The sequence below is a fragment of the Leptospira haakeii genome (genome assembly GCF_002812045.1).
Lineage (GTDB): Bacteria > Spirochaetota > Leptospiria > Leptospirales > Leptospiraceae > Leptospira_B > Leptospira_B haakeii.
The window spans coordinates 1-20,178 of sequence record NZ_NPEG01000010.1; the positions used below are offsets into that span (position 1 = coordinate 1).

Below are 20,178 nucleotides of genomic sequence, written 5' to 3' on the forward strand. Positions count from 1 at the left end.
AAGAAGCGGAGAAGGTTTTGAGTCAAAATATTTCTGCTAAACAAAAACTTCTTCGCGTCTGTGAATTGATACTGATAGAACCTTGGGCCAAAATAGAAGGAAAGCCTAAGACCTCCGAGTTTTATGAAACCTGTTCTAAATTATCTCCGAAGAGTATTCAAAAATACGAACGCCAAATTATCAAATTCACAGAACAGATATTAGGGGATAAGGAAAGCGCAAAAGTGTTTTTCCTGGCTTTGGAAGGACTTTCTGCGGACCTTCCGAAAACGAAAGTTTTACGCAAAAGGGTGGAATTACTCACGGAAAGATTCACACGTTAGAGATATTTCTCGTTTTCAATAATTTTCCGACCTTTCCCGGTCGAAAATTACAATCATGCTACGTCTTAGGATTTAGCTCTTGCCAATAAATCGGGGTATTATACCCTGCAGCAGACTTTTTACAAGAATCGTAATGACCAAACTGAAATTTCTCATTCCATCTAATTTACACAGATTTGTCTCACAAAAACTTCTTATATTCTGCCTAGTTTTTTTCCTTGGTAATTGTGAGAGAGCTTCTTGGATCGCGGAAGATTCTATTCTTTCTTTGAACGGAGAATGGGAATTTATCTCCGACAATAACACCAATCCAGACTTCAAAAAAGGAACTAAGATCACTGTTCCGTTTGATTTTAGTTCTGACGATGTTTACCAAAATTTTGACGGATGTATTTCCATACGTCATGCGCTACCGGAGAAGGTCCGTGCTTGGATGAATCAGCAGACCTCGGTTGCAATCGACTCAGGTCATAGTTCTGACTTTGCAGAATTTTATTTAAACGAAACTTCTAAATTAGGTTTAATCGGAAAAACAGGAAGAAGAGATCCTTATCTTTCCGGACAAGACGGAAGGATCGTATCTGTACTTCCAGCTGCCGCATTTCGTCCAGGCGGTGAAAATTTTATATACGCAAAGATCTGCAAAATCCCTGGAAAACCTTTCCATTGGAGCGGGCCTACAGTTTCTTTAGGACTTTCTGAATCTATTTTTAAAAAATTCGGATTAGAGCTAAGTGTAGCGTTTCTATTAGCTGCAGTTTATATCAGCGTAGGACTTTATCATCTTCTTTTAGCGATCAGAAGACCAAGCGATATATTCAATTTGTATTTCGGATTATTCGCGATCTTCTTCTCCATATTCCATCTTACTAATAATTCTACGGCAGAGATACTTTTCGGTTCTCATAGACAATTACAGTCTAAGGTAGATCAGTTCTCACTCATGATGTTCATCGGAAGCCTTCTCTTGTTCATTGCAAGATTCTTCCAAGGAAAACATCCGAAATTTGCAGTATATTTCGCTGCGCTTTATGGAATCGTAGGCCTCCTGGATATATTCGTAAACCAGTATATTCGAGATTTATTACTTACAATTATTGCAGGGCTAACTGTAGTTTTCGTTCTTCCTTATATCTCATTCATAACGGGAAGATCCGCTTGGAAAGGGAATTCTGACGCAAGATTACTTTTAGGCGGAGTGGCTTTAATCGCTCTGGGCGGTTTACACGATTATGCCGTGACAAACAGGCTTATCAATTCAGCGCTCATCATGCCTTTTACCTTCCTGGCATTTATCCTGGGGATAGCATTCATATTGGCAAATCGTTTCGTTCGTGTTCACAACGAGGTGGAAGAGCTAAATGCTAGTCTCGAGGAGAAGGTCCGCCAAAGAACAAATGACCTTCAAAAAAGCCTAACCGAGATCAAAGAACTCAAACACCAACAAGATGGGGATTATTTCTTAACTTCTCAATTAATGCAACCTCTCGCCGGAAACTATGGGCATAGCGAAATTGTAAGAGCGGAAATACTTTGCCGACAAAAGAAAAGATTCCAGTTCAGGAATTGGCAGGGAGAACTAGGAGGGGATTTATGTGCGGTATACTCCCTCAAACTAAAAGGAAGGCCTGTATTAGTTTTCTTTAATGGAGACGCTATGGGTAAATCCATGCAAGGAGCCGGTGGAGCTCTCATTATGGGAACCATCTTTAAGACCATTGTTACAAGAACGCAAAATACTATAGAAATGCAGGAACTCTTCCCGGAACATTGGCTCAAAAGATGTTACCATGAACTAAAAAGTGTATTCGTCTCTTTTGACGGAAGAATGTTGATCTCCATGGTAGTAGGGATTGTAGACGAAGAATCTGGCCTAATGTATTTCGTGAATGCAGAACATCCTCAAGTAGTGATGTACAGAGACGGAAGAGCGGATTTCTTATCCGAAAATGGAATGTTAAGAAAAGTGGGAGTAGAAGATCCTGAAGAAATATTCGTGGTCCAAACACTCCAACTCAAACCGAATGATGTCATATTAATCGGTTCCGATGGAAGAGACGACGTTCAACTTGGAATAAACGAGGATGGGAACCAGATCATCAACGAAGACGAAAGAGCATTCTTAAGAGATGTGGAAGAAGCAAAAGCAGAACTACTACAGATAGAAGCTTTGATCCATTCCAGAGGAGATATCATAGACGATCTAAGCCTTGTAAGGATTTCTTATAAGGAAGAAATGACTTCCGTTGCGGATATTTTAGATGATCCTTTCCAGAACCAACAAGCGCCTGATGCAATCTCCGAAAAATCAAATCGTAGAAAAGCACTTAGGAATGCAATAGAAGAGAAAGATTATATTTACGTAGGATCGGAAGGCCAAAAATATCTCGAAAAATATCCGGATGATAGTGCTGTATATCTTTGGGTTTCTTATGCCCTTGCAAGACTTGGAAATTACGAGAAGGCAATCGACTTTGGAGAAGTTCTTCTTATGAGAGATCCAAGCCATTCAAAAAACTTGGAACATTTAAGTAAGCTACATTATAAAAATGGAAACAAGGTAAGAGCAGAAGCTTTATTAACGGCATCTAAATCTAAAATAGATTAAGAACCTCAAACTTCTTTTAGCATACCTTTCAGGATTGTGGATACTTCTAAACGGCAGCTTCCACATCCTGTTCCCGCTCCGGTCCTTCTTCCGATTGCCTCCAAGGTCCGTTCTCCGTCCCGTATAGCCTCCCTAATATTGCCCTCGCCTACTCCATTGCAGGAACAGACAACCTTTCCCTGGAGAGGTTTCATCATCTCTCCATCATTCAATAAATGTTTCCTACGATCTCCCAATTCTATGCCGGAAGAGACCCAGTCTTTCATTCTACTAAAAGAAGATTTGTCTCCAATTAGTATCGCAGCAACTAATCTGTCGTTTCGGATAATACATTTTTTATAAAAACGTTTTTTACGATCTAAGAATATGATCTCCTCGAATTCTCCTTTTTTATCCTTAGGAATTTCCATGGGAACATCAGGAAGACGAATAGTAGCGAGTTCCAAACCTGGGATTTTTAGAATATGGGCATGTAAGGAACCGGTGTATTCGTTAAACGCATAACCAAATAGATGTTGAGCAGCAATCTTTGCCTGATCATCCACTGCAGAAATATTTCCGTAAGTCCCAGTTTTATGCTCCGCAATTTCCCCGATACAATATACGTCCGGATCACTGGATCTTAAAAAAGAATCCACCACTACCCCGCTATTACAATCCAATCCACCCTTCACTGCGATCTCAAAATTCGGTTTAGTCCCGATTGCAAAGATGATCCCATCCGGTTCTATAAAATTCCCGTTCGTAAGCTGAACTTTAGAAACTCGTTCAGTTCCTTCTATTTTGGAAATCTCACATTCAAATATTAATTCTATTCCTCTTGCAAGAATCTCTTCTTTTAAGATATCAGCTCCGACCGAATCCAGTTTTTGGGACATCAAACGATCTGATCGAACAAGAACAGTCACCTGCACTCCTACACCTTTTAAAGCGGCGGCAAGTTCTAATCCTAAAAGTCCTCCACCTACGATCAATGCATGGGATTTTGGTACGAAAAAACCTTTGATACGATCCGCGTCCGCTTTACTCCTTAAACTAAACACTCCCAACATTTCGGAAGGAACCTTAGTAGGCCAAACGGGAGAACTTCCCATCGCAAGTACTAGTTTATTATAAGAATATAATGTTCCTTCCGTATCACGGACCTTCTTTCCTTCCGTGTAGATCAACTGAACTGATTTATTCGGGAACAGGTCCAAATTCCAGGACTTAACTTCCTCAGGATCTGCAGGCATCAGATCGTCGAATTCCTTCTCCCCTCCGATATAATCAGGAAGAAGCACCCTATTATAAAACGGATTTTCCTCTCTACACATTACGGTAATATCATCGCCAGGAGCAAGATCTCTATATTGTTTTAAGAATGCATAAGCCGCGGTTCCACCGCCAACGATGAGAATTTTCTCTTTGGGTTTTTTATAAGGAGTGATACGGACGGTTGAAATTTTGAACCCCGGCTGCTTTGAAAAAGGATCGGAAGCGGAACTCGTAAGGTTATTAGATCTGAATATATCTGTTCCGTTCTTTCTTCCCCAATGCATCGGTAAAAAAACGACACCTCGTTTGATTGATTCGGTCAGAAGTGCCTTTGCCCGAACGGATCCTCTTTTACTCGAAATGGTTACCACCATTCCATCTTTGATATCGTATTTATAAGCGTCGTCCGGGTGGATCTCTAAAAAAGGTTCTGGTCTATGCTCTCTTAATTTTTTGACCTTACCGGTCCGAGTCATCGTATGCCACTGATCCCTGATCCTACCTGTTGTAAGTACTAAAGGAAAATCCTCGTCCGGTTTTTCAGAATCATCTTCGGATCTTACAGAATGGATCTTAGCCCTTTCATTCTTTCTATAAAATTTCCCGTCTTCGAATAATCTTATATTATCAGAATGTCCTTTTTTAGGATAAGGCCACCTTACGGTCCTGTGTTTACGAATTTCTTCATAATCTAAACCTAATATGTCTATATTAGTTCCTTCGGTTAACCTACAATGCTCCAGAAAAATTTCTTCTTCATCCGAATATTGGAAAGAAGAACCAAATCCCATTCGTTTCGCAAAATCCTGTATGATCCAAGAATCCGCTCTTGCCTCGCCTGGAGGTTCTAAAACTTTAGAAAGAACTGAAATACTCCTGTCGGAGCTAGTCATTGTGCCTTTTTTCTCCGCCCAACCTGCAGCAGGTAAAACAAGATCCGCAAAAGGGATCACACTTGAGTCTGCAGAAATATCCTGAACGACCACAAACTCAGCCAAACGAAGGCCCGATTCTGCAGACCTCACGTCAGGAAGACTTACAGCAGGATTTGTACAGATGATCCAGATTGCTTTCATTCTACCGGAAGCAAGCTTTTCAAAAATTTCAGTCGCACTATAACCCGGAGTTTCCGAGATAGAATCTACTCCCCAAAATTTTGCGACCTCCTTTCTATGTTCCGGATTTTCGAGATCTCTATGCGCAGGAAGAAGATTACAAAGTCCTCCAACCTCTCTTCCTCCCATCGCATTGGATTGTCCGGTTAAGGAGAATGGGCCTGAACCAGGTTTACCGATATGGCCTGTAAGAAGGGAAAGATTGATAAGAGCTAAATTTTTACTTACTCCAACCACACTTTGGTTCAAACCCATTGCCCATAGGCTAATAAAACCATTTGCTTTAGAAATGTATTCTGCAGTCTCATAAATTAGTTCGGAAGAAATCCCGCAGATCTCCGCGGCTTTAGAAACCGAAATTTCAAAAACTTTTGTCTTTAATTCCTCAAATCCTTCCGTGTGATCTTGTATAAACTTAGGATCTATCCAGTCCTTCTCTATTAGAATTCTTGCAATTGCATGAAATAAATAAATATCAGTTCCGGGATCTATTTGTAGATGAATATCCGCATGTTCACAGGACTCGGTCCTGCGAGGATCTACCACGATCAACTTGATATTCGGATTTTCTTTTTTCCGAGCTTCAATTCTTCTAAATACAATCGGATGGCACCAGGCAGGATTTGCACCAGCCACCAAAAAACAATCCGCAAGATCCAAGTCCTCGTAACCGACAGGAACAACATCTTCTCCGAATGCCATCTTATATCCTGTAACTGCAGAACTCATACAAAGCCTGGAATTTGTATCTATATTATTTGTTCCAAGAAACCCCTTAGTTAACTTATTTATAATATAGTATTCTTCCGTTAAAAGTTGCCCCGAAACGTAAAAGCCCACCGAGTCAGGTCCGAATTCTTCGATAAAACTTTTGAATTTTTCAGCGGCCAAGTCGAGGGCCTTCTCCCAACTAGTTCTTTTGAGAGGAGCCAAACGATCTTCCCTCATCATAGGGAAAAGAAGTCTGTCCGACCTGTCCATGACAGAATAATGCAAATTCATCCCTTTTGAACAAAGTATTCCTCTGTTTGTAGGATGATCAAGGTCCCCGCTCACGGATATATCCAGGGGGCCGGATTTTTCCACCCTTAGGCCACAACCCACCCCACAGTACGGACAGGTGGTCTGAAAGGTTTCCGGGTTTTGCATGCCTATATTCATGCAATTATCACGCCAGACCTTGGATTATTTAGAAAACGGAACAAATAGAAGCTTCTGGAATCTGCTTTCAGTGGAATCAGGCTTTCTCATCCTCAGTTCTGAAGCAGTTTGTGTAGAATTTCTGCAATGTAGTATCTTCGACAAAACTCTTAGAGCCAAGATCCAATTCTCCCCTATGGCCAGTAAGTGTAGAATATGCACTGGAATTAGGATTCAAAGTGGCTATAAACGAATTGCCTTTCTTTTTTAGATCTGGCATTTATCCTGCATATAAAGAAAAAGTATCCCTTGGATACTAACGGGTCCCCCAGGCTCGAACCCAAAAATGAAAGAGAAGAACGAGCATGAAATTTTGTTTTTTTTCTATTCCCAAGCGGATTTTTTAGAAGAAGTCTGGGCGGAATACAAAAGATCTCCTGCAAAACTTTCCTGTTTAAATCTTGTGAATTGGATTTTTGCTGCCTTTCCGATCTATGAAGACATTTCTAAACTTCTCCCTTCCGTGATCTCAAAAACAAAACATTCTTCCGAAAATGGGCACGATCCCGACTTTTCTTACGAATTAAAAAAAGTAGATATAAATATAAAAACTCCAAGCGAACTTGTTTCGATCTATAAAAGAGTTTCTGAAAGTAAACAAACGGATAAGAAGAAGTCCCTTCAAAACAGTAAATACTTCTGGAATCTTCAAAAAGAGATCCAAGAAGGAAAAAAAGGGCCCTTACTAATTTCATTGGAAGAAACCGCTAAGAGTATAATTCGTTTCAATAATGAACTCGAACTGGAATTGATAGAACATTACGGATTCAATTTCCGTAAAAAACTAAATATAGACATCATCTTTTAGTCAGCAAATTTCGTGCCAATCTATAAAAATTTGCAGAAATAGTAATTCCAATTATCAATTTGGTCCCATCTTGCAGTCGTCGAAGTTACTACAAAAGTAGTTTTCCTAGAAAAAGTACTCATTTTATACATTACGTATATTTTATAAACTAACACGAAAGAAGATACCCGACCCTAATTTCAGCAGATTGTTCCAAATAGCCAATTCATTTAATATTTATATATTTTTATATCATTGGCACAGTAATTGCTAAAAGTTTTGGAAAGATACTTTTACTGTGGGTTGCTCCTGGATGAATACGATTCCGAAACCGAAACTTAATTTTATACTTCTCTTAATAACTATCGTTATTAGCATTTCAATATATTCCGAAGAAGACCCAAATAAGAATACAAAGGAAACAATACAGAACCCTCTACCCTCTTCTTCCGATACGAATAAGACAGAAAGCACTGATCAGAAAACTAAGAAGCAAGAACCTAAGTATAATTCTCCTTGGAAGGGAAACATTCCAGTAGATCATCTCAGAACTCTTTTGGTTACCCCTGAACAAATGAAGGATACACAAAAATCGGATCTGTTTTGGTTGGATAATTTGAAATTAGGAGTTTCTCTCCGACCTAGATTTGAAGCTAGAGAGAATCCTGACTTCAATAAGAAGACAGATGATTACAGTTCTTTTGTAGGACAGAATACACAGCTCTGGTTCTTATTCGATCCTTCTCCTTATTATTCAATCAAAGTTACCATACAAGACAGCAGACTTTGGGGAGGAAGCCAAACTCCTCAAAATGCTGGCAATTGGACTTACGGACTCAGCACCGGCGCCGGAACCACTTTGACTCCGACTACTTCTACCAATGTGAATATTAGGAATAATACCGATATTAGAGAAGCTTATATAGTATTCAAAAAAACTGATAAACTTCCCGTGTCAGTATTTGTGGGAAGACAGGTATTCGCTTTCGGGGATCTTAAAATTGTCGGCCCTCTAAATTGGCTCCATACAGGTTTTGCATTTGATGGAGTTAGATTTGTCCATGATTCTCAATGGTTTAGATCACATGTATTCGGAACAATCTTGTCCAACCAGTATGATGCACCTTACGGTTTGACCACAAGCAATGGAAGATCTAAGGGCTCTATAGACCAGGCTTATTTTTTCGGTGCATATAATACGATCAAGTTCGGGGAAGAAGCTCACCTGGATCTATATTTGTTCGAAGTTTCAAAAAAATGGATCCCTAATGCAAATCCTACAGACTTTGATAATCGTTTAAAACAAAGAGACGACCTACTGACCACAGGTTTTAGATTCACCAATAGAACGAATAATAATCTTTTACCAGCCGGAAAGATCTGGGACTGGACCATAGAATCAGCATGGCAATCAGGAATGACCGGGGATAGAGTAAAGGCGGATTGGGACATTTTAGATCAAAAAGCGGGTAACGGTAAAAACATTTATACGGAGAAGGTTCAGTACGACACAAAATTTCTCTCTTTGGATACCGGGATCAAGGTCAACGATTGGATCCGCTTAGGTTTAGGTTATACATACGCATCCGGAGATCCGAATAGATCCGATTCTAAGGTAGGAACCTGGCAGAGTTTATTTCCTCAGATCGCAGGTTCTTTTCCAAATTGGAATACTATGAACGGCCAATCTTTAATGGCCGGATTTGAAAATATAAAATCTTATTCAGTCAGAGCAAATCTCAAAACAGAATATGGGATGTTCATATTTGCGATTTACGATACTCAAAAAGCAAATTTGCAGGATGCCTGGTATAAGGTCTCAGGGGTTCCAAATACTGGAGCAAGCACTGAAAATTATTCTAACGATAAGTTCTCATATGATAATTCTAGATTAGGAAGAAGATTATTCTATCAGTATGATTTTACTTGGATCTATAATTACACAGAATCTGTTTCGATCTGGATGGGGCTCTCTCTCGTAAAAGCTAAAGAAGCGATCGGGAATGAAAGAACAAATCCTTATGCTTCTAACCCTGAGAACAGATATACATTCGATGATACTTCTAAGTTCTTTTATCTCATGGTCTCCGCCTCCCTATAAGGCAATCCTTTCCTTGGGAGGGGTCGAAGTCTCGACCTCTCCTTTCTTTTTTTGAGAGAAGTCAAACTCCTTCTTATTCTCTAGAGTAACTTAGACTATGATTCGTTACTAAATGGATCTCAAAATAGCTACATAATTTATTAACAATAGTTAAGACGAAAACCGTCGCGCTCTCTGTCTTAAATAGCATGGAAGAGAAGGTTATGCAAAACTGCGATGAAATTCCTCCAAAAATAAACAAACCCTCCGGTTATTTAGAAAAGGATTTTTTACCTAAAGAGATGGGTTGGGAAGAATGGTACTGTCAGGCGGCGCAATTTAAGAATATACTTTATCATTCTCCGAACGGATTTGCGATCATATCATTGGAAGGAAAGTTTATCAGTTCCAATCCTGCACTTTCTCAAATTTTAGGTTATTCAGAAAACGAATTAGTTGGAATGAATTTTGATCATATCACTCATCCGGATGATTTGGAGGAAGACCTTCGGTCCAAAGATCAATTCCTAAAAGGGTTAATATCCATATTCAAAAGGAAAAAAAGATATATCCATAAAGATGGACATCAACTCTGGGTTCAGGTCGATGCAACATTAATACGAAATAGAAAAGGAGATCCGAATTATTTTGCAGCTCAATTCCAAGACATCACAAAACATCATGAATTAGAAAAACAACTCATCCATTCACAAAGAATGGAATCAATTGGTTCTCTCGCTGGGGGAGTTGCCCATGACTTCAATAATATTCTAACGGTAGTTTTAGGCTACACTACCCTTTTAGAAAAGAGTTCAGAACATCCGGAAAAGATCTTACAATATTCTGAAATTATTAAAAAGACAGCGGAAAGAGGATCTTCATTGATCAAACAACTTTTGACTTTAGCAAGAAAGGTTGAGTCGGATCTGAAACCTTCCCTCTTAAACGATCTATTATCCGAAGCGACCCATATAGCCTCTTCTACTTTTCCTAATTCTATCCGAGTAATTTCGGATCTTCCACAAGATCCTATCATGGTCCAAGCGGATCATACTCAGATCCATCAAGTATTTCTGAACTTATTTTTAAATGCAAAAGATGCGATGCCAAACGGGGGCTTACTTTCCATCAAATTAAAAATGGAAGAAGGAGACTTTATTTCTCCGGAAAAGATCCAAAAAACCGCTGTGATAGAAATTTTAGACAGCGGGACTGGAATAGACAGAAAGACAATCCGTAAAATATTCGATCCATTCTTCACGACCAAAGAACCTGGTAAGGGGACCGGGCTTGGACTTTCTATCGTTTACGGTATTTTAGAAAATCATAAAGGAAAGATCAAAGTAGAAAGTGAACTTGGATTAGGCACAAAATTCTCCATTTATTTTCCGGTCGTGGAATAGAAGAAATTCCGGCTACTTCTACCCTTTAGAAAGTTTATAAGAGGTTTATTTCTGTTCTTTCCAGATCCTGTTCCTGATCCTACTCAATGAAACAGGAGTGATCCCTAAAAAAGAAGCGATATAATGTTGAGGTATACGATTTGCTATATCCTGTTGCTCTTTGATCAGATTCAAATATCTTTGTTCCGGACTATCCCTGATCCTGGATAAAAACAAGTTCATATAAGTATCAAATCTTTCAGCAACATATTCCAATAAAAAACCTCGGACGTCCTCATTCTCCTTATAGATAATTTCAGCATCTTCTCCGCTTAAGATTAATAATTCAGTGGGTTCTATACTCTCCACACTGAGTTGGCTATCTTTATAAGTTCCTCTATAACTATGGATAGAAGTGATCGCTCTATTCTCAGGGAAAAACGCGATCGTAATATCTCGGCCCTTATCTTCAAACTTTAACCGTAGGCATCCTTTTTTAACGATAAATATGTTTTTGGTATAAACTCCCCTTTTGATCAGAACAGTTTTTGCCGGGACTTTCTTTTCTTTTAACATAGAGGTATAACGGTCCCAATTTTTTTCCAAACTAGGGATCTTCTTCCTTAGGTTTTCCAGTAAAGGTATCTCATGCATCTTGAAGCCTTAGATTCTCCCGTATTCAGTATTATAGGAATGAAAAGGCAAGATTTGTTTTGGTACCAAACGGGGAATTTGAGATTTTGGAACAAGTTCTCTAATTCTTTATACAAAAAGTTTCGAATTAGATTGAATAGTTTCCCAAAAAGGGAAACCTTGCCCGCATCGAAGAGAATTTTTCAATATGTCATTCAGCAGATACAAAGGCAAAAAAGTTTTTATTACAGGCGGTTCCGCGGGTATAGGCAAAGGAATTGCGATCCAATTAGCGAAGGCGGGAGCAAGTGTAATCGTTTCTGCCAGAGGGAAATCTAATTTAGAAAAAACTGTCCAGGAATTGAAAGCTGTAGGAGCTCCAACAGCGGTATTCGGGTTCGTGGTCTTAGATGTTTCAGACAAAAAGGCCATCGAAAAAGAAGCCAAAAAGGTAATCCAGGCCTTAGGAGGATTGGACATTCTAATCTGTAGCAGTGGTTTTGCAAAAGCGGGAGAAGCTTCCGATCTAGACGACGAAGTTTATAGAAATCTAATGGATGTGAACTTTTTCGGCCATGTGAATAGCGCACTTGCATTTAGTGATCATTTTTCCAAACAAAAAAGTGGTGAGATCGTATTTTTAGCCTCTACACTTGCATTTTTTTCTATCTACGGATACGGAGCTTATTCAGCGAGTAAGTTTGCGATTGTGGGTTTTGCCCAAGGTTTTCGCCAAGAGATGATGCTTCATGGAGTGAAGGTAAAATTATTTCTTCCTCCTACAACAGACACTCCCGGTTTGGAAAAGGAGAATACCGACAAACCTGAATTGAGTAAAGAAATCGAAATGGGTTCTGCATTAAATAGAATTCATACGATTGATTCCGTAGCAAAGGCCATCCTAAAATGGATACCGAACAAAAAATTCATCGGCTATACTGGCTGGGATTCTTGGCTCCAATACTTTCTATTTAGACATTTTCCCGAGTTCAGCATTAAACTTACGGATTCAGAATTAAAAGCGGCCCAATCCAGACTGGATAAGAAAAAACAAAAAGTATAACTGTGGATATTTTTAAGGAGACTCTATGAAACCGATTAGCAAGGAATGGAAAGAAGATATTTCTCCGGATGAGGAGATTCGTTTTGCTGAATATGTAAAAGCATTCCAAAAGATCCAAAAAGTAAACTCTTCCAAATTCGGAAAAGGTCGCACATTGCATAGAAAGCAGATCTTAGGACTACAGGCGAAGTTTGAAGTTTTATCCAATATTCCTGATTATGCGAAACAAGGTTTATTTTCTACAACAGGCACAAAGGACGTTTGGATCCGCTTATCCAGTGGAAGTATGAAACTACAGCCTGATACCGTCGGAGATATCAGGGGATTTGCATTAAAAATCCTAGGTGTGAATGGTCCGAGTGCATTAAAGAACGGTAATACTTCGGCTCAGGATTTTTTATTGATCAATTTAGAAGCTTTCTCTTCTCCCAAAAGTGAAGAGTTCGTAGGCGTGGTTACCGCAGCTGCTAAAGGAGGAGGTCCATTATTAAAATACCTTTTTTCCACTTACGGATTTTTCGGAGCATTTGCCAGAATAAAAAAAGTATCTAAAAGTTTTAATAAACCTTTTAGCGGATTTGCTACAGAACCTTTTTATAGTGCGGCCCCGATTGCGTTCGGTCCTTATGCAGCTAGAATTAGACTTCTTCCTCCTTCTGGTGTAACTCCAAACAAAGATGCATCTAAAGATTGGGCAAATGATATTAAATCAAAACTTTCAAAAGGTCCTCTGGTTTATACATTCCAAGCCCAATTCTTTACGGATGAAAAAACAACACCAATCGAAGATGCATCTGTTAATTGGCCTGAATCAGAAGCGCCTTACGTTACGCTCGCTACTCTAACAATCCCAACTCAGGATTTTGAGTCCGAGCCCGGTCTATCCTTACAATCGAAGATCGAAGATACAATTTTTGATCCTTGGGAAGCTTTATTAGAACATAGACCTTTGGGAGATGTCATGAGAGCGAGAAAACATGTATATCTCGCTAGTCAAAAAGGTAGAGGAGCGGTCTAGAGAATTTTGCTCGATCGAAAATAAAATACTATACAAAATCACTCACCTAAATAGATCCTGAAATCTCAGACTATTTTTGTAGGAACATAGATGTCTCCATCTATGGGAAGACGGTGCAATTCCGTCACGGTACCCGCCGCTGTAAGAGGGACAAAAGGCACAAGATGTCACTGGGTTTAAAAACCTGGGAAGACGTGCTGAGTAGGAAGATCTCGAGTCAGAAAACGACCTTACAAAAATCCTGAAGCTACGTGATCCGGTCTCGGATGTAAGACGGTTACGTAACTAAACTAAATTTTTTTCATACGATACTTTGGTTCATTCTTTTGTGCCTTAATATCGTTTATATCTTGTTAGGCGAAGATCTCTTAGGAGGGATTTTTATGCGCTCTATTTCCGTTTCGAAGGATTTTTCAGGAGCCAAATTATGGCTTAGAGCTTCCGTTCTGGTTATGGCTGGGTTTCTTGCTTTTTCCACGATCTATGTGGTAGGCCTGGAACCAATGGTGTATTTGCACGATACTTTTCATGATATAAGACATTCCACGGGCTTTCCATGCCATTAAGATCAGGATTTTCTGATCTTTTACGGACCGGGATATTTTCCGGTCTGGTGTCTGGCCTTGTATTAGGGATCTTGGTTTGTGTTTGGAATCTTCCGTTGATCTTAGAAGCGGAGAAGTTTGAGTCCAAATCTGTATCAGAAAATTCAAATACAGGTCACACACATGTTCACTCTCATGCTCACGGCGAAAGTCATTCCCACTCAAAAGTGGAATCAAGTTCTTCTGAGAAGGTCGATAGTGATAGTCTCTGGCAAAAAAGAAATTTAGGAACAATCATAGGATCTGCTCTATTAGGGATTTCTTTCGGAGTTTTGGTTTCCCTTTGGATGGTATTCTTTCCGCCAAACGGCTTTTTAGAGAACCCTTCCCTATCCAAGGCCCTCGATCTGAGTCTCTTATTTGCAGTTGGTGGATTTTTAATATTCTTTGGAATTCCATTTTTAGGGCTTCCACCCGAATTACCGGGACGGGCTTCCGGGGGTTATGATTATCCAGAAAGACAGGCCTGGTGGTATCTTAGTGTTGGGTCAAGTTTAGTTGGGATCCTATGCTCTCGAATCCTTCTGAATTATTTAAATATCAATAATATATTAAAATGGGCTTTCGCTTCAGTAATGATCCTATTTTTTTCAGGACTTCCCTTTTATATTGGTGTGCCTAAAATTTCGGAAGATTTCTCCGCTCCAAAAGAATTGAGGATACAATTCGAATATGTGACCTTGCTCACAAACCTGATCTTTTGGTATTTATTATCCTCTTCATTTTTCCTATTCTGGAAACCAAGGCAGGTATTAGGATTCAAATGAAACCTAAAATTGCGGTTCTGGTGCTGGGTCATGGAAGCAGAGAAATAAATTCCAATCTCGAATTTATCTCTCTGGTCGAGGCCTACTCACTTACTCGCCCTGACTTAAAAATTTCACATGCATACGTGGAACTTGCAAAACCTGATCTTGAAACCGCATTAAGAGAAATTTCACAAGAATATTCAAATATAATAATATTTCCTCTGTTTTTATACACTTCAGGTCATATTAAAAACGATATTCCGATCGTTCTAGATAGAATTAAATCGGAGTTCCCAAGCCATTCTTTCAAAATAGCGAACAGTTTAGGCATCCATTCTAAAATGGTATCCTTACTTAGAAAACGAGTAGAAGATTTTGTACCTCTAAACAAAGAACAATCCTCTAAAACAGGAGTTATCATAGTAAACAGAGGTTCTTCTGATCCTGATGCGAACGGAGACTTTTATAAAACGGTTCGTTTGTTCCAAGAGGGAAATCATTTCTCCTTTGTTCTTCCTTCCTTCATAGGGATCACCAGCCCTCTTCTTCCTGATACATTGGAAGTAGCTTCCAAGTTAAGACCGGAAAAACTCCTGGTGGTCCCCTACTTTTTATTCGGAGGACTATTGATCCAAAAAATTTCTACCTTGGTCCAAAACTTTTCTGAAAAATTCCCATGGATCAAAACAGAAATGACCTCTTACTTGGGACCGGACCCAGAATTATTTTCAGTCATGGATGAAAGGATCCAAGATTGTATCTCCGGAAAGTTTTCTCTTCCTTGTGATACCTGCGAATACAGATCTCAACTTCCGGGTCTATCTAAAAAAGTTGGAGGACTTAAGGCTCTTCTTTGGAGTATCCGCCACCTAGAAACTCACAACCAAGCTGCTCCTCATCTATTCCCTCATCGCAATTTACAAAAACATATATTTGTTTGCGATAATATAGATTGCGCAAGTAAAGGAAGTTCAGCCTTAGTCGCTCGAATGAGATCTATTTTAAAATTACAAGGCCGACATTTGGATTTTAAAATTTCCCGCTCTTCCTGTATGGGACGATGTGGAGAAGGTCCGGTAGTCGTGATCTATCCGGATGGAGTTTGGTATCAAAAAGTGAGCGTAGAAGATGCGGAGGATCTTGTTTCCGAGCATCTTTTACAAGATAGATTGGTTTCTCGTTTAGTTGATAATATTATGCAATAGGAATATAATATGGCATGTCATGAAATTGCAGCTTTAAGATTAGGAATGATGAATGTTCTTGGAATAAAGGACGAATCCGTCATTCAACATGAAAAAAATGAAATAGGACCGGAAGCTCTTTCTTCTCCTGGACCCATTCAATCTTTAACAAATGCGAATAATTTCGATGATCTGATCAGGTTTTTTGAAGCAAGCCTTGTAGAATTGGAACAAACAATTTCGAAGCTATCTTCCGAGGATCCAAAAACAGGATATTACACTTCTCTATTGATACTTACTAAAAAAGTAGAATTGGATCTGAAAAATTCCGCTAAGTCATTCCAAACTTTGTATCTGGATTTAGAAGAAATGCATGACTTCGTGCATGAGATCTATCCTTCTTAGGAGGAACATTGAGCCAAAAACTTCTCAAACTAATCCATAAAGAAAATATAAGCGAATATTCGGATATATATACTTTTGAAAGAGCAGATGGTTCCCTTTTCGAATTTGTAGGAGGACAATACGTTATCCTAAATGCCGGAATTGATAAAGACGGAAAGGTTATTAAAAGAGCATATTCCATTCTATCCTCCGATTCCAAAGCTGATTCTTTTCAAATATGTGTGAAACGATTAGAAACCGGCAAAGCATCTAGCATTCTTCCTACATTAGAATTAGGATCAGAATTAGAATATTCTGGCCCTTGGGGAAAATTTGCAGGGGATCCGACATGGCCTTCTCCTGGTTTTTCTTTGATCTTAGCAACAGACACAGGGATCACTTCCCTTGTAGGACTTCTTCTTTCTAAAAAATTCTCAAACCGTTTGGACAGTACAATTGCAGTCTGGCTCAAAACAAAAGAGGAAGATTTTCTTTCGGAAAATGAATTAACAAAAACCCTCTCAGAAGTTTCCAATTTTCCAAATATATTCCATATCCCGCCTATTTCCGATCAGAATAGAATTTCAAGTGCATTAGAAATTTTGAAATCGATCTTAGGAGATTGTACCGTTCCAGAGAACGTATTTTTAAGTGGAGATGGAAATATTTTAAGAGAATTAAGATCCGAATTAATTCGTTTAGGAACCTTAGAGTCCAAGATCGGAATGGAAGCGTTCTTCAATACCCAAAGAAATACTTCACCGGCTATAAGTCTCGGATAAATTCTAATGGCGACAAAGGAATTAAGAGAAGGATTCACTACGGGAGCATGCTCTGCTGCCGCAGCAAAAGCGGCTACCAGAGTCCTGATCTTAGGCCAAACAATTACAGAAATTGAAACTACTCTTCCTAATAAAAGAAAAGTTATCTTCGAACTAAAACGTTGTGAGATCTCGGACGATAGTGCTGTTTGTAGTATCATCAAGGACGCAGGAGATGATCCTGATTGTACTCATGGTGCTGAATTAACTGCATTAGTAAAACTCAATCAAGAAAACAAAATCATATTAAAGGGCGGAGAAGGGGTAGCTGTAGTTACTAAAGCAGGACTTGGCTTAGAGATCGGAGAACCTGCAATTAACCCGGTCCCAAGAAAGAATATTACGGAAATGATATTAGAAGAACTGATTGGATCAGCGTTCTCAGGCGCGGAAGTTACCATCAGTGTTCCAGGTGGCCAAGAGATGGCCAAAAAAACAATGAATGAACGTCTGGGACTGATAGGCGGAATTTCGATCTTAGGCACAACCGGGATCGTAAAACCATATTCCACCGCAGCATATAAGGCAAGTGTAATACAGGCAATACAGGTCGCAAGAGAATACGGAGAACATAGTATCGTTTTAACTACAGGAGGAAAGTCTGAAAAGTTCGCAATGGACCTTCTTCCAAATATGAATGAGATCTCATTTATACAAGTCGGTGATTTTATAGGAACTGGTATTAAAACCTCTATTAAAGAAGATATCAACCATGTGATCATAGTTGGTATGATCGGAAAACTTTCCAAGATGGCCGACGGAGTCATGATGACTCATAGAGGTGGCTCTTCCGTAAATACAAAAATGCTCGCTAATATCGCAAGATCATTAGAGATCCCCGAAGAAGTCTGCTCCAACATAGAAGCAGCTAACACAGCGAGACATGTATTAGATATTTGTAAAGAATCTGGACATTTTTATATCACCACCAGGATCTGCGAGATCGTTTCCCAAAATTGTTCCAAACATGGATTGGGCCAAAGAGTTTCCACTTATATGGTAGATTTTGACGGAACACTATTAGGAAAGTTTGAAGCTCCAGAAGGATGGGGAATCAAAGGAGAAGCGGAATAAATGAACGATATGAGGCAAATGACCTCTTTAGGAAGGGAGATCGAGAATAATTCCTTTGCGATCATAGATGAAGAAGCAGGAAATCATTCTCATCCCCCTGGTGATTGGGAAGTTGTAAGAAGGATCATCCATGCCACTGCCGATTTCGAATATAGGGATTTAACTAAGATACATTCCAGCGCGATACGAGATGGGATCCAAGCATTAAAAAATGGATGCCCTATCATCTGCGATGTTCAGATGATCATTGCCGGATTAAACAATGAACGTTTGGATTCGTATGGATGCAAAACTTATAGTTTTATTAGTGATCCCGAAGTGATCCAAAGAGCAAAGGAAAATAACTCTACAAGAGCAATAGAGTCCATGCGCAAGGCATCTAGTTTAGGACTTTTGAATGGAGCAGTAATCGCGATTGGAAATGCGCCCACTGCCCTATTAGAAATAGTAAGACTTGTACAAGAAGAAGGAATTCGTCCTTCTCTTGTGATTGGAGTTCCGGTCGGATTTGTTTCCGCTGCCGAATCCAAGGAAGCATTATTAGATAACAAATTCCAATCCGAATATTCCATCCCCTATATCCTTACGAGAGGAAGAAAAGGAGGAAGTACAATCGCTGTTTCTATCATACATGCACTTCTACTTCTTTCAACGGAGAAAAAATTTTGAAAGCTGTTACCGTTATAGGAATTGGAGATGATGGCTGCGTAGGGCTTTCCAGCAAAGCAATGGGCGCAGTTGCAAGAGCAAGAATTCTTGCCGGAGGAGAAAGGCATCTGGACTTCTTCCCTCAATTTGACGGGGAAAGGATCATTATCAAAAATGATGTGGTTAAAACCGCGGAGAAGATCGCCGAACTTTCTGCAGAGCATACGATATGTGTACTTGCCTCTGGAGATCCTTTATTTTTCGGGATCGGCAATCTGATCTTAAATAAAGTAGGAAGGGATCATGTCGAATTTATTCCGGCGCCAAGTTCCGTTCAAAACGCTTTCTCCAAAATTGGAGTTAAATGGGATGACGCCTCCTTTCTTTCCCTACACGGAAGACCTATAGAAGGGTTTATCACAAAATTACAAAATGTATCGAAGGTCGCCTGCCTTACAGACGAGATAAACTCCCCTGACAAGATCGCTAAGTATTTATTAAATTATTCTGAAATAGATTGGAAAGCATTCGTTTGTGAAAATTTAGGAGGAAAAGAAGAGAAGGTCCGTGAATTCGAATTAGAAATTTTAGCGGAAACAACCGATATTTCCAGCTTAAATGTATTTATCTTAATTAGAAAAGATCCGACTTGGAAACCTTCCCCAGTGCTTCCTTTTCTAGGAGAAGATGAATATGCGAAACGTCTTCCTAAAAAAGGACTGATCACTAAAAAAGAAGTCAGAATACTTTCTCTCGCCGCCTTGGAAATCCGACCGGATTCCGTAGTTTGGGATATTGGAGCAGGCTCTGGAGCAGTTTCAATAGAAGCAGCCAGGATCGCAAGAGAAGGGAAAATATACGCAATTGAGATAGATCAGGAAGGGATAGAGATCTGCAAGCAGAATATCCTCTCTCACAAAGCAGATAATGTTTTTATAATACATGGAAAAGCCCCTCAGGCATTGGTCGACCTCCCCTCCCCAGACTGCGTATTCATAGGAGGTTCCAAGGGGAATATGAAAGAAATCATAGAACTTTCTTGGAAAAGATTAAGTGCAGGCGGATGTTTAGTGGCAAATGCAATTACCTTGGATAATGTTTCTGAAGCTTACAAAACTTTCAGGGATATGGACCTAATCCCGGAAGTAAGCTTAATCAATATTTCCAGAGGCCAGAAATTGGCTGATTATCTTAGATATGAGGCACTGAATCCTATCCATATTTTTAAAATTAGGAAATCATAATAC

The 20,178-nt window shown here is 39.4% G+C and carries 17 protein-coding genes, 1 pseudogene and 1 riboswitch; of the genes and pseudogenes, 15 read left to right on the forward strand and 3 right to left on the reverse strand.

The annotated features are described in order from the left end of the window. Both CH377_RS14285 and CH377_RS14290 read left to right on the forward strand, forming a co-directional pair. Positions 1-323, forward strand: a pseudogene (locus tag CH377_RS14285) (TetR/AcrR family transcriptional regulator); the annotation flags it as partial. Between the two features lie 133 nt (positions 324-456). Continuing rightward, complete coding sequence (locus CH377_RS14290) at positions 457-2,931, forward strand: SpoIIE family protein phosphatase (RefSeq protein ID WP_100724442.1); 2,475 nt, start codon at positions 457-459, stop codon at positions 2,929-2,931. 5 nt (positions 2,932-2,936) lie between these two features. Here CH377_RS14290 and CH377_RS14295 read toward each other — a convergent pair whose 3' ends face one another. Then, positions 2,937-6,464, reverse strand: a complete 3,528-nt coding sequence (locus CH377_RS14295) for a nitrate reductase (RefSeq protein WP_100724443.1) — start codon at positions 6,462-6,464, stop codon at positions 2,937-2,939. 76 nt (positions 6,465-6,540) lie between these two features. Continuing rightward, positions 6,541-6,723 carry a hypothetical protein gene (locus CH377_RS14300; RefSeq protein WP_100724444.1) on the reverse strand — a complete coding sequence of 61 codons (183 nt, stop codon included), beginning with the start codon at positions 6,721-6,723 and terminating at the stop codon, positions 6,541-6,543. A 66-nt stretch (positions 6,724-6,789) separates the two neighbouring features. On the opposite strand from CH377_RS14300, the gene CH377_RS14305 reads away from it, so the two are divergent. The 3 genes from CH377_RS14305 (at position 6,790) to CH377_RS14315 (ending at position 10,773) form a co-directional block, all read left to right on the forward strand. After that, positions 6,790-7,311 carry a hypothetical protein gene (locus CH377_RS14305; protein ID WP_100724445.1) on the forward strand — a complete coding sequence of 174 codons (522 nt, stop codon included), beginning with the start codon at positions 6,790-6,792 and terminating at the stop codon, positions 7,309-7,311. 292 nt (positions 7,312-7,603) lie between these two features. After that, the gene (locus CH377_RS14310; RefSeq protein ID WP_207797653.1) at positions 7,604-9,391 is read left to right on the forward strand and encodes an alginate export family protein; all 1,788 of its coding nucleotides are present in this window, start codon (positions 7,604-7,606) and stop codon (positions 9,389-9,391) included. Positions 9,392-9,594: 203 nt separating this feature from the next. Further along, positions 9,595-10,773 (forward strand): two-component system sensor histidine kinase NtrB, encoded by a 1,179-nt coding sequence (locus CH377_RS14315; RefSeq protein WP_243402098.1) that lies wholly within the window; start codon positions 9,595-9,597, stop codon positions 10,771-10,773. Between the two features lie 45 nt (positions 10,774-10,818). Here the strand turns inward: CH377_RS14315 and CH377_RS14320 are convergent, their stop codons facing one another. After that, the gene (locus CH377_RS14320) at positions 10,819-11,358 is read right to left on the reverse strand and encodes a Crp/Fnr family transcriptional regulator (RefSeq protein WP_243402097.1); all 540 of its coding nucleotides are present in this window, start codon (positions 11,356-11,358) and stop codon (positions 10,819-10,821) included. A gap of 235 nt (positions 11,359-11,593) precedes the next feature. On the opposite strand from CH377_RS14320, the gene CH377_RS14325 reads away from it, so the two are divergent. From CH377_RS14325 to cbiE, 10 genes are all read left to right on the forward strand, one after another. After that, positions 11,594-12,448, forward strand: coding sequence for an SDR family NAD(P)-dependent oxidoreductase (locus tag CH377_RS14325; protein WP_100724448.1), 855 nt, complete (start codon positions 11,594-11,596; stop codon positions 12,446-12,448). A 25-nt stretch (positions 12,449-12,473) separates the two neighbouring features. Next, positions 12,474-13,466, forward strand: a complete 993-nt coding sequence (locus tag CH377_RS14330) for a catalase family protein (RefSeq protein WP_100724449.1) — start codon at positions 12,474-12,476, stop codon at positions 13,464-13,466. Positions 13,467-13,529: 63 nt separating this feature from the next. Then, positions 13,530-13,714, forward strand: a riboswitch (cobalamin riboswitch). A 135-nt stretch (positions 13,715-13,849) separates the two neighbouring features. Further along, positions 13,850-14,032, forward strand: coding sequence for a CbtB domain-containing protein (locus tag CH377_RS14335; protein ID WP_100724450.1), 183 nt, complete (start codon positions 13,850-13,852; stop codon positions 14,030-14,032). Beyond that, positions 14,023-14,838: a CbtA family protein gene (locus tag CH377_RS14340; RefSeq protein ID WP_100724451.1), complete on the forward strand. Its 816-nt coding sequence runs from the start codon at positions 14,023-14,025 to the stop codon at positions 14,836-14,838. Before CH377_RS14335 ends, CH377_RS14340 begins: the two co-directional genes overlap by 10 nt. Continuing rightward, positions 14,835-16,025, forward strand: a complete 1,191-nt coding sequence (locus CH377_RS14345) for a CbiX/SirB N-terminal domain-containing protein (RefSeq protein ID WP_100724452.1) — start codon at positions 14,835-14,837, stop codon at positions 16,023-16,025. The genes CH377_RS14340 and CH377_RS14345 overlap by 4 nt, the downstream gene beginning before the upstream one ends. A gap of 9 nt (positions 16,026-16,034) precedes the next feature. Beyond that, positions 16,035-16,409 (forward strand): DUF3209 family protein, encoded by a 375-nt coding sequence (locus tag CH377_RS14350; protein WP_100724453.1) that lies wholly within the window; start codon positions 16,035-16,037, stop codon positions 16,407-16,409. An 8-nt stretch (positions 16,410-16,417) separates the two neighbouring features. After that, positions 16,418-17,170 carry an FAD-dependent oxidoreductase gene (locus CH377_RS14355; protein ID WP_100724454.1) on the forward strand — a complete coding sequence of 251 codons (753 nt, stop codon included), beginning with the start codon at positions 16,418-16,420 and terminating at the stop codon, positions 17,168-17,170. A gap of 6 nt (positions 17,171-17,176) precedes the next feature. Then, a complete protein-coding gene (locus CH377_RS14360) occupies positions 17,177-18,283 on the forward strand; it encodes a cobalt-precorrin-5B (C(1))-methyltransferase (protein ID WP_100724455.1) in 1,107 nt (368 codons plus the stop codon). Beyond that, positions 18,284-18,952: a precorrin-8X methylmutase gene (locus CH377_RS14365; RefSeq protein ID WP_100724456.1), complete on the forward strand. Its 669-nt coding sequence runs from the start codon at positions 18,284-18,286 to the stop codon at positions 18,950-18,952. After that, positions 18,949-20,175 (forward strand): precorrin-6y C5,15-methyltransferase (decarboxylating) subunit CbiE, encoded by a 1,227-nt coding sequence (gene cbiE / locus CH377_RS14370; protein ID WP_100724457.1) that lies wholly within the window; start codon positions 18,949-18,951, stop codon positions 20,173-20,175. The genes CH377_RS14365 and cbiE overlap by 4 nt, the downstream gene beginning before the upstream one ends. Positions 20,176-20,178 lie beyond the last annotated feature (3 nt).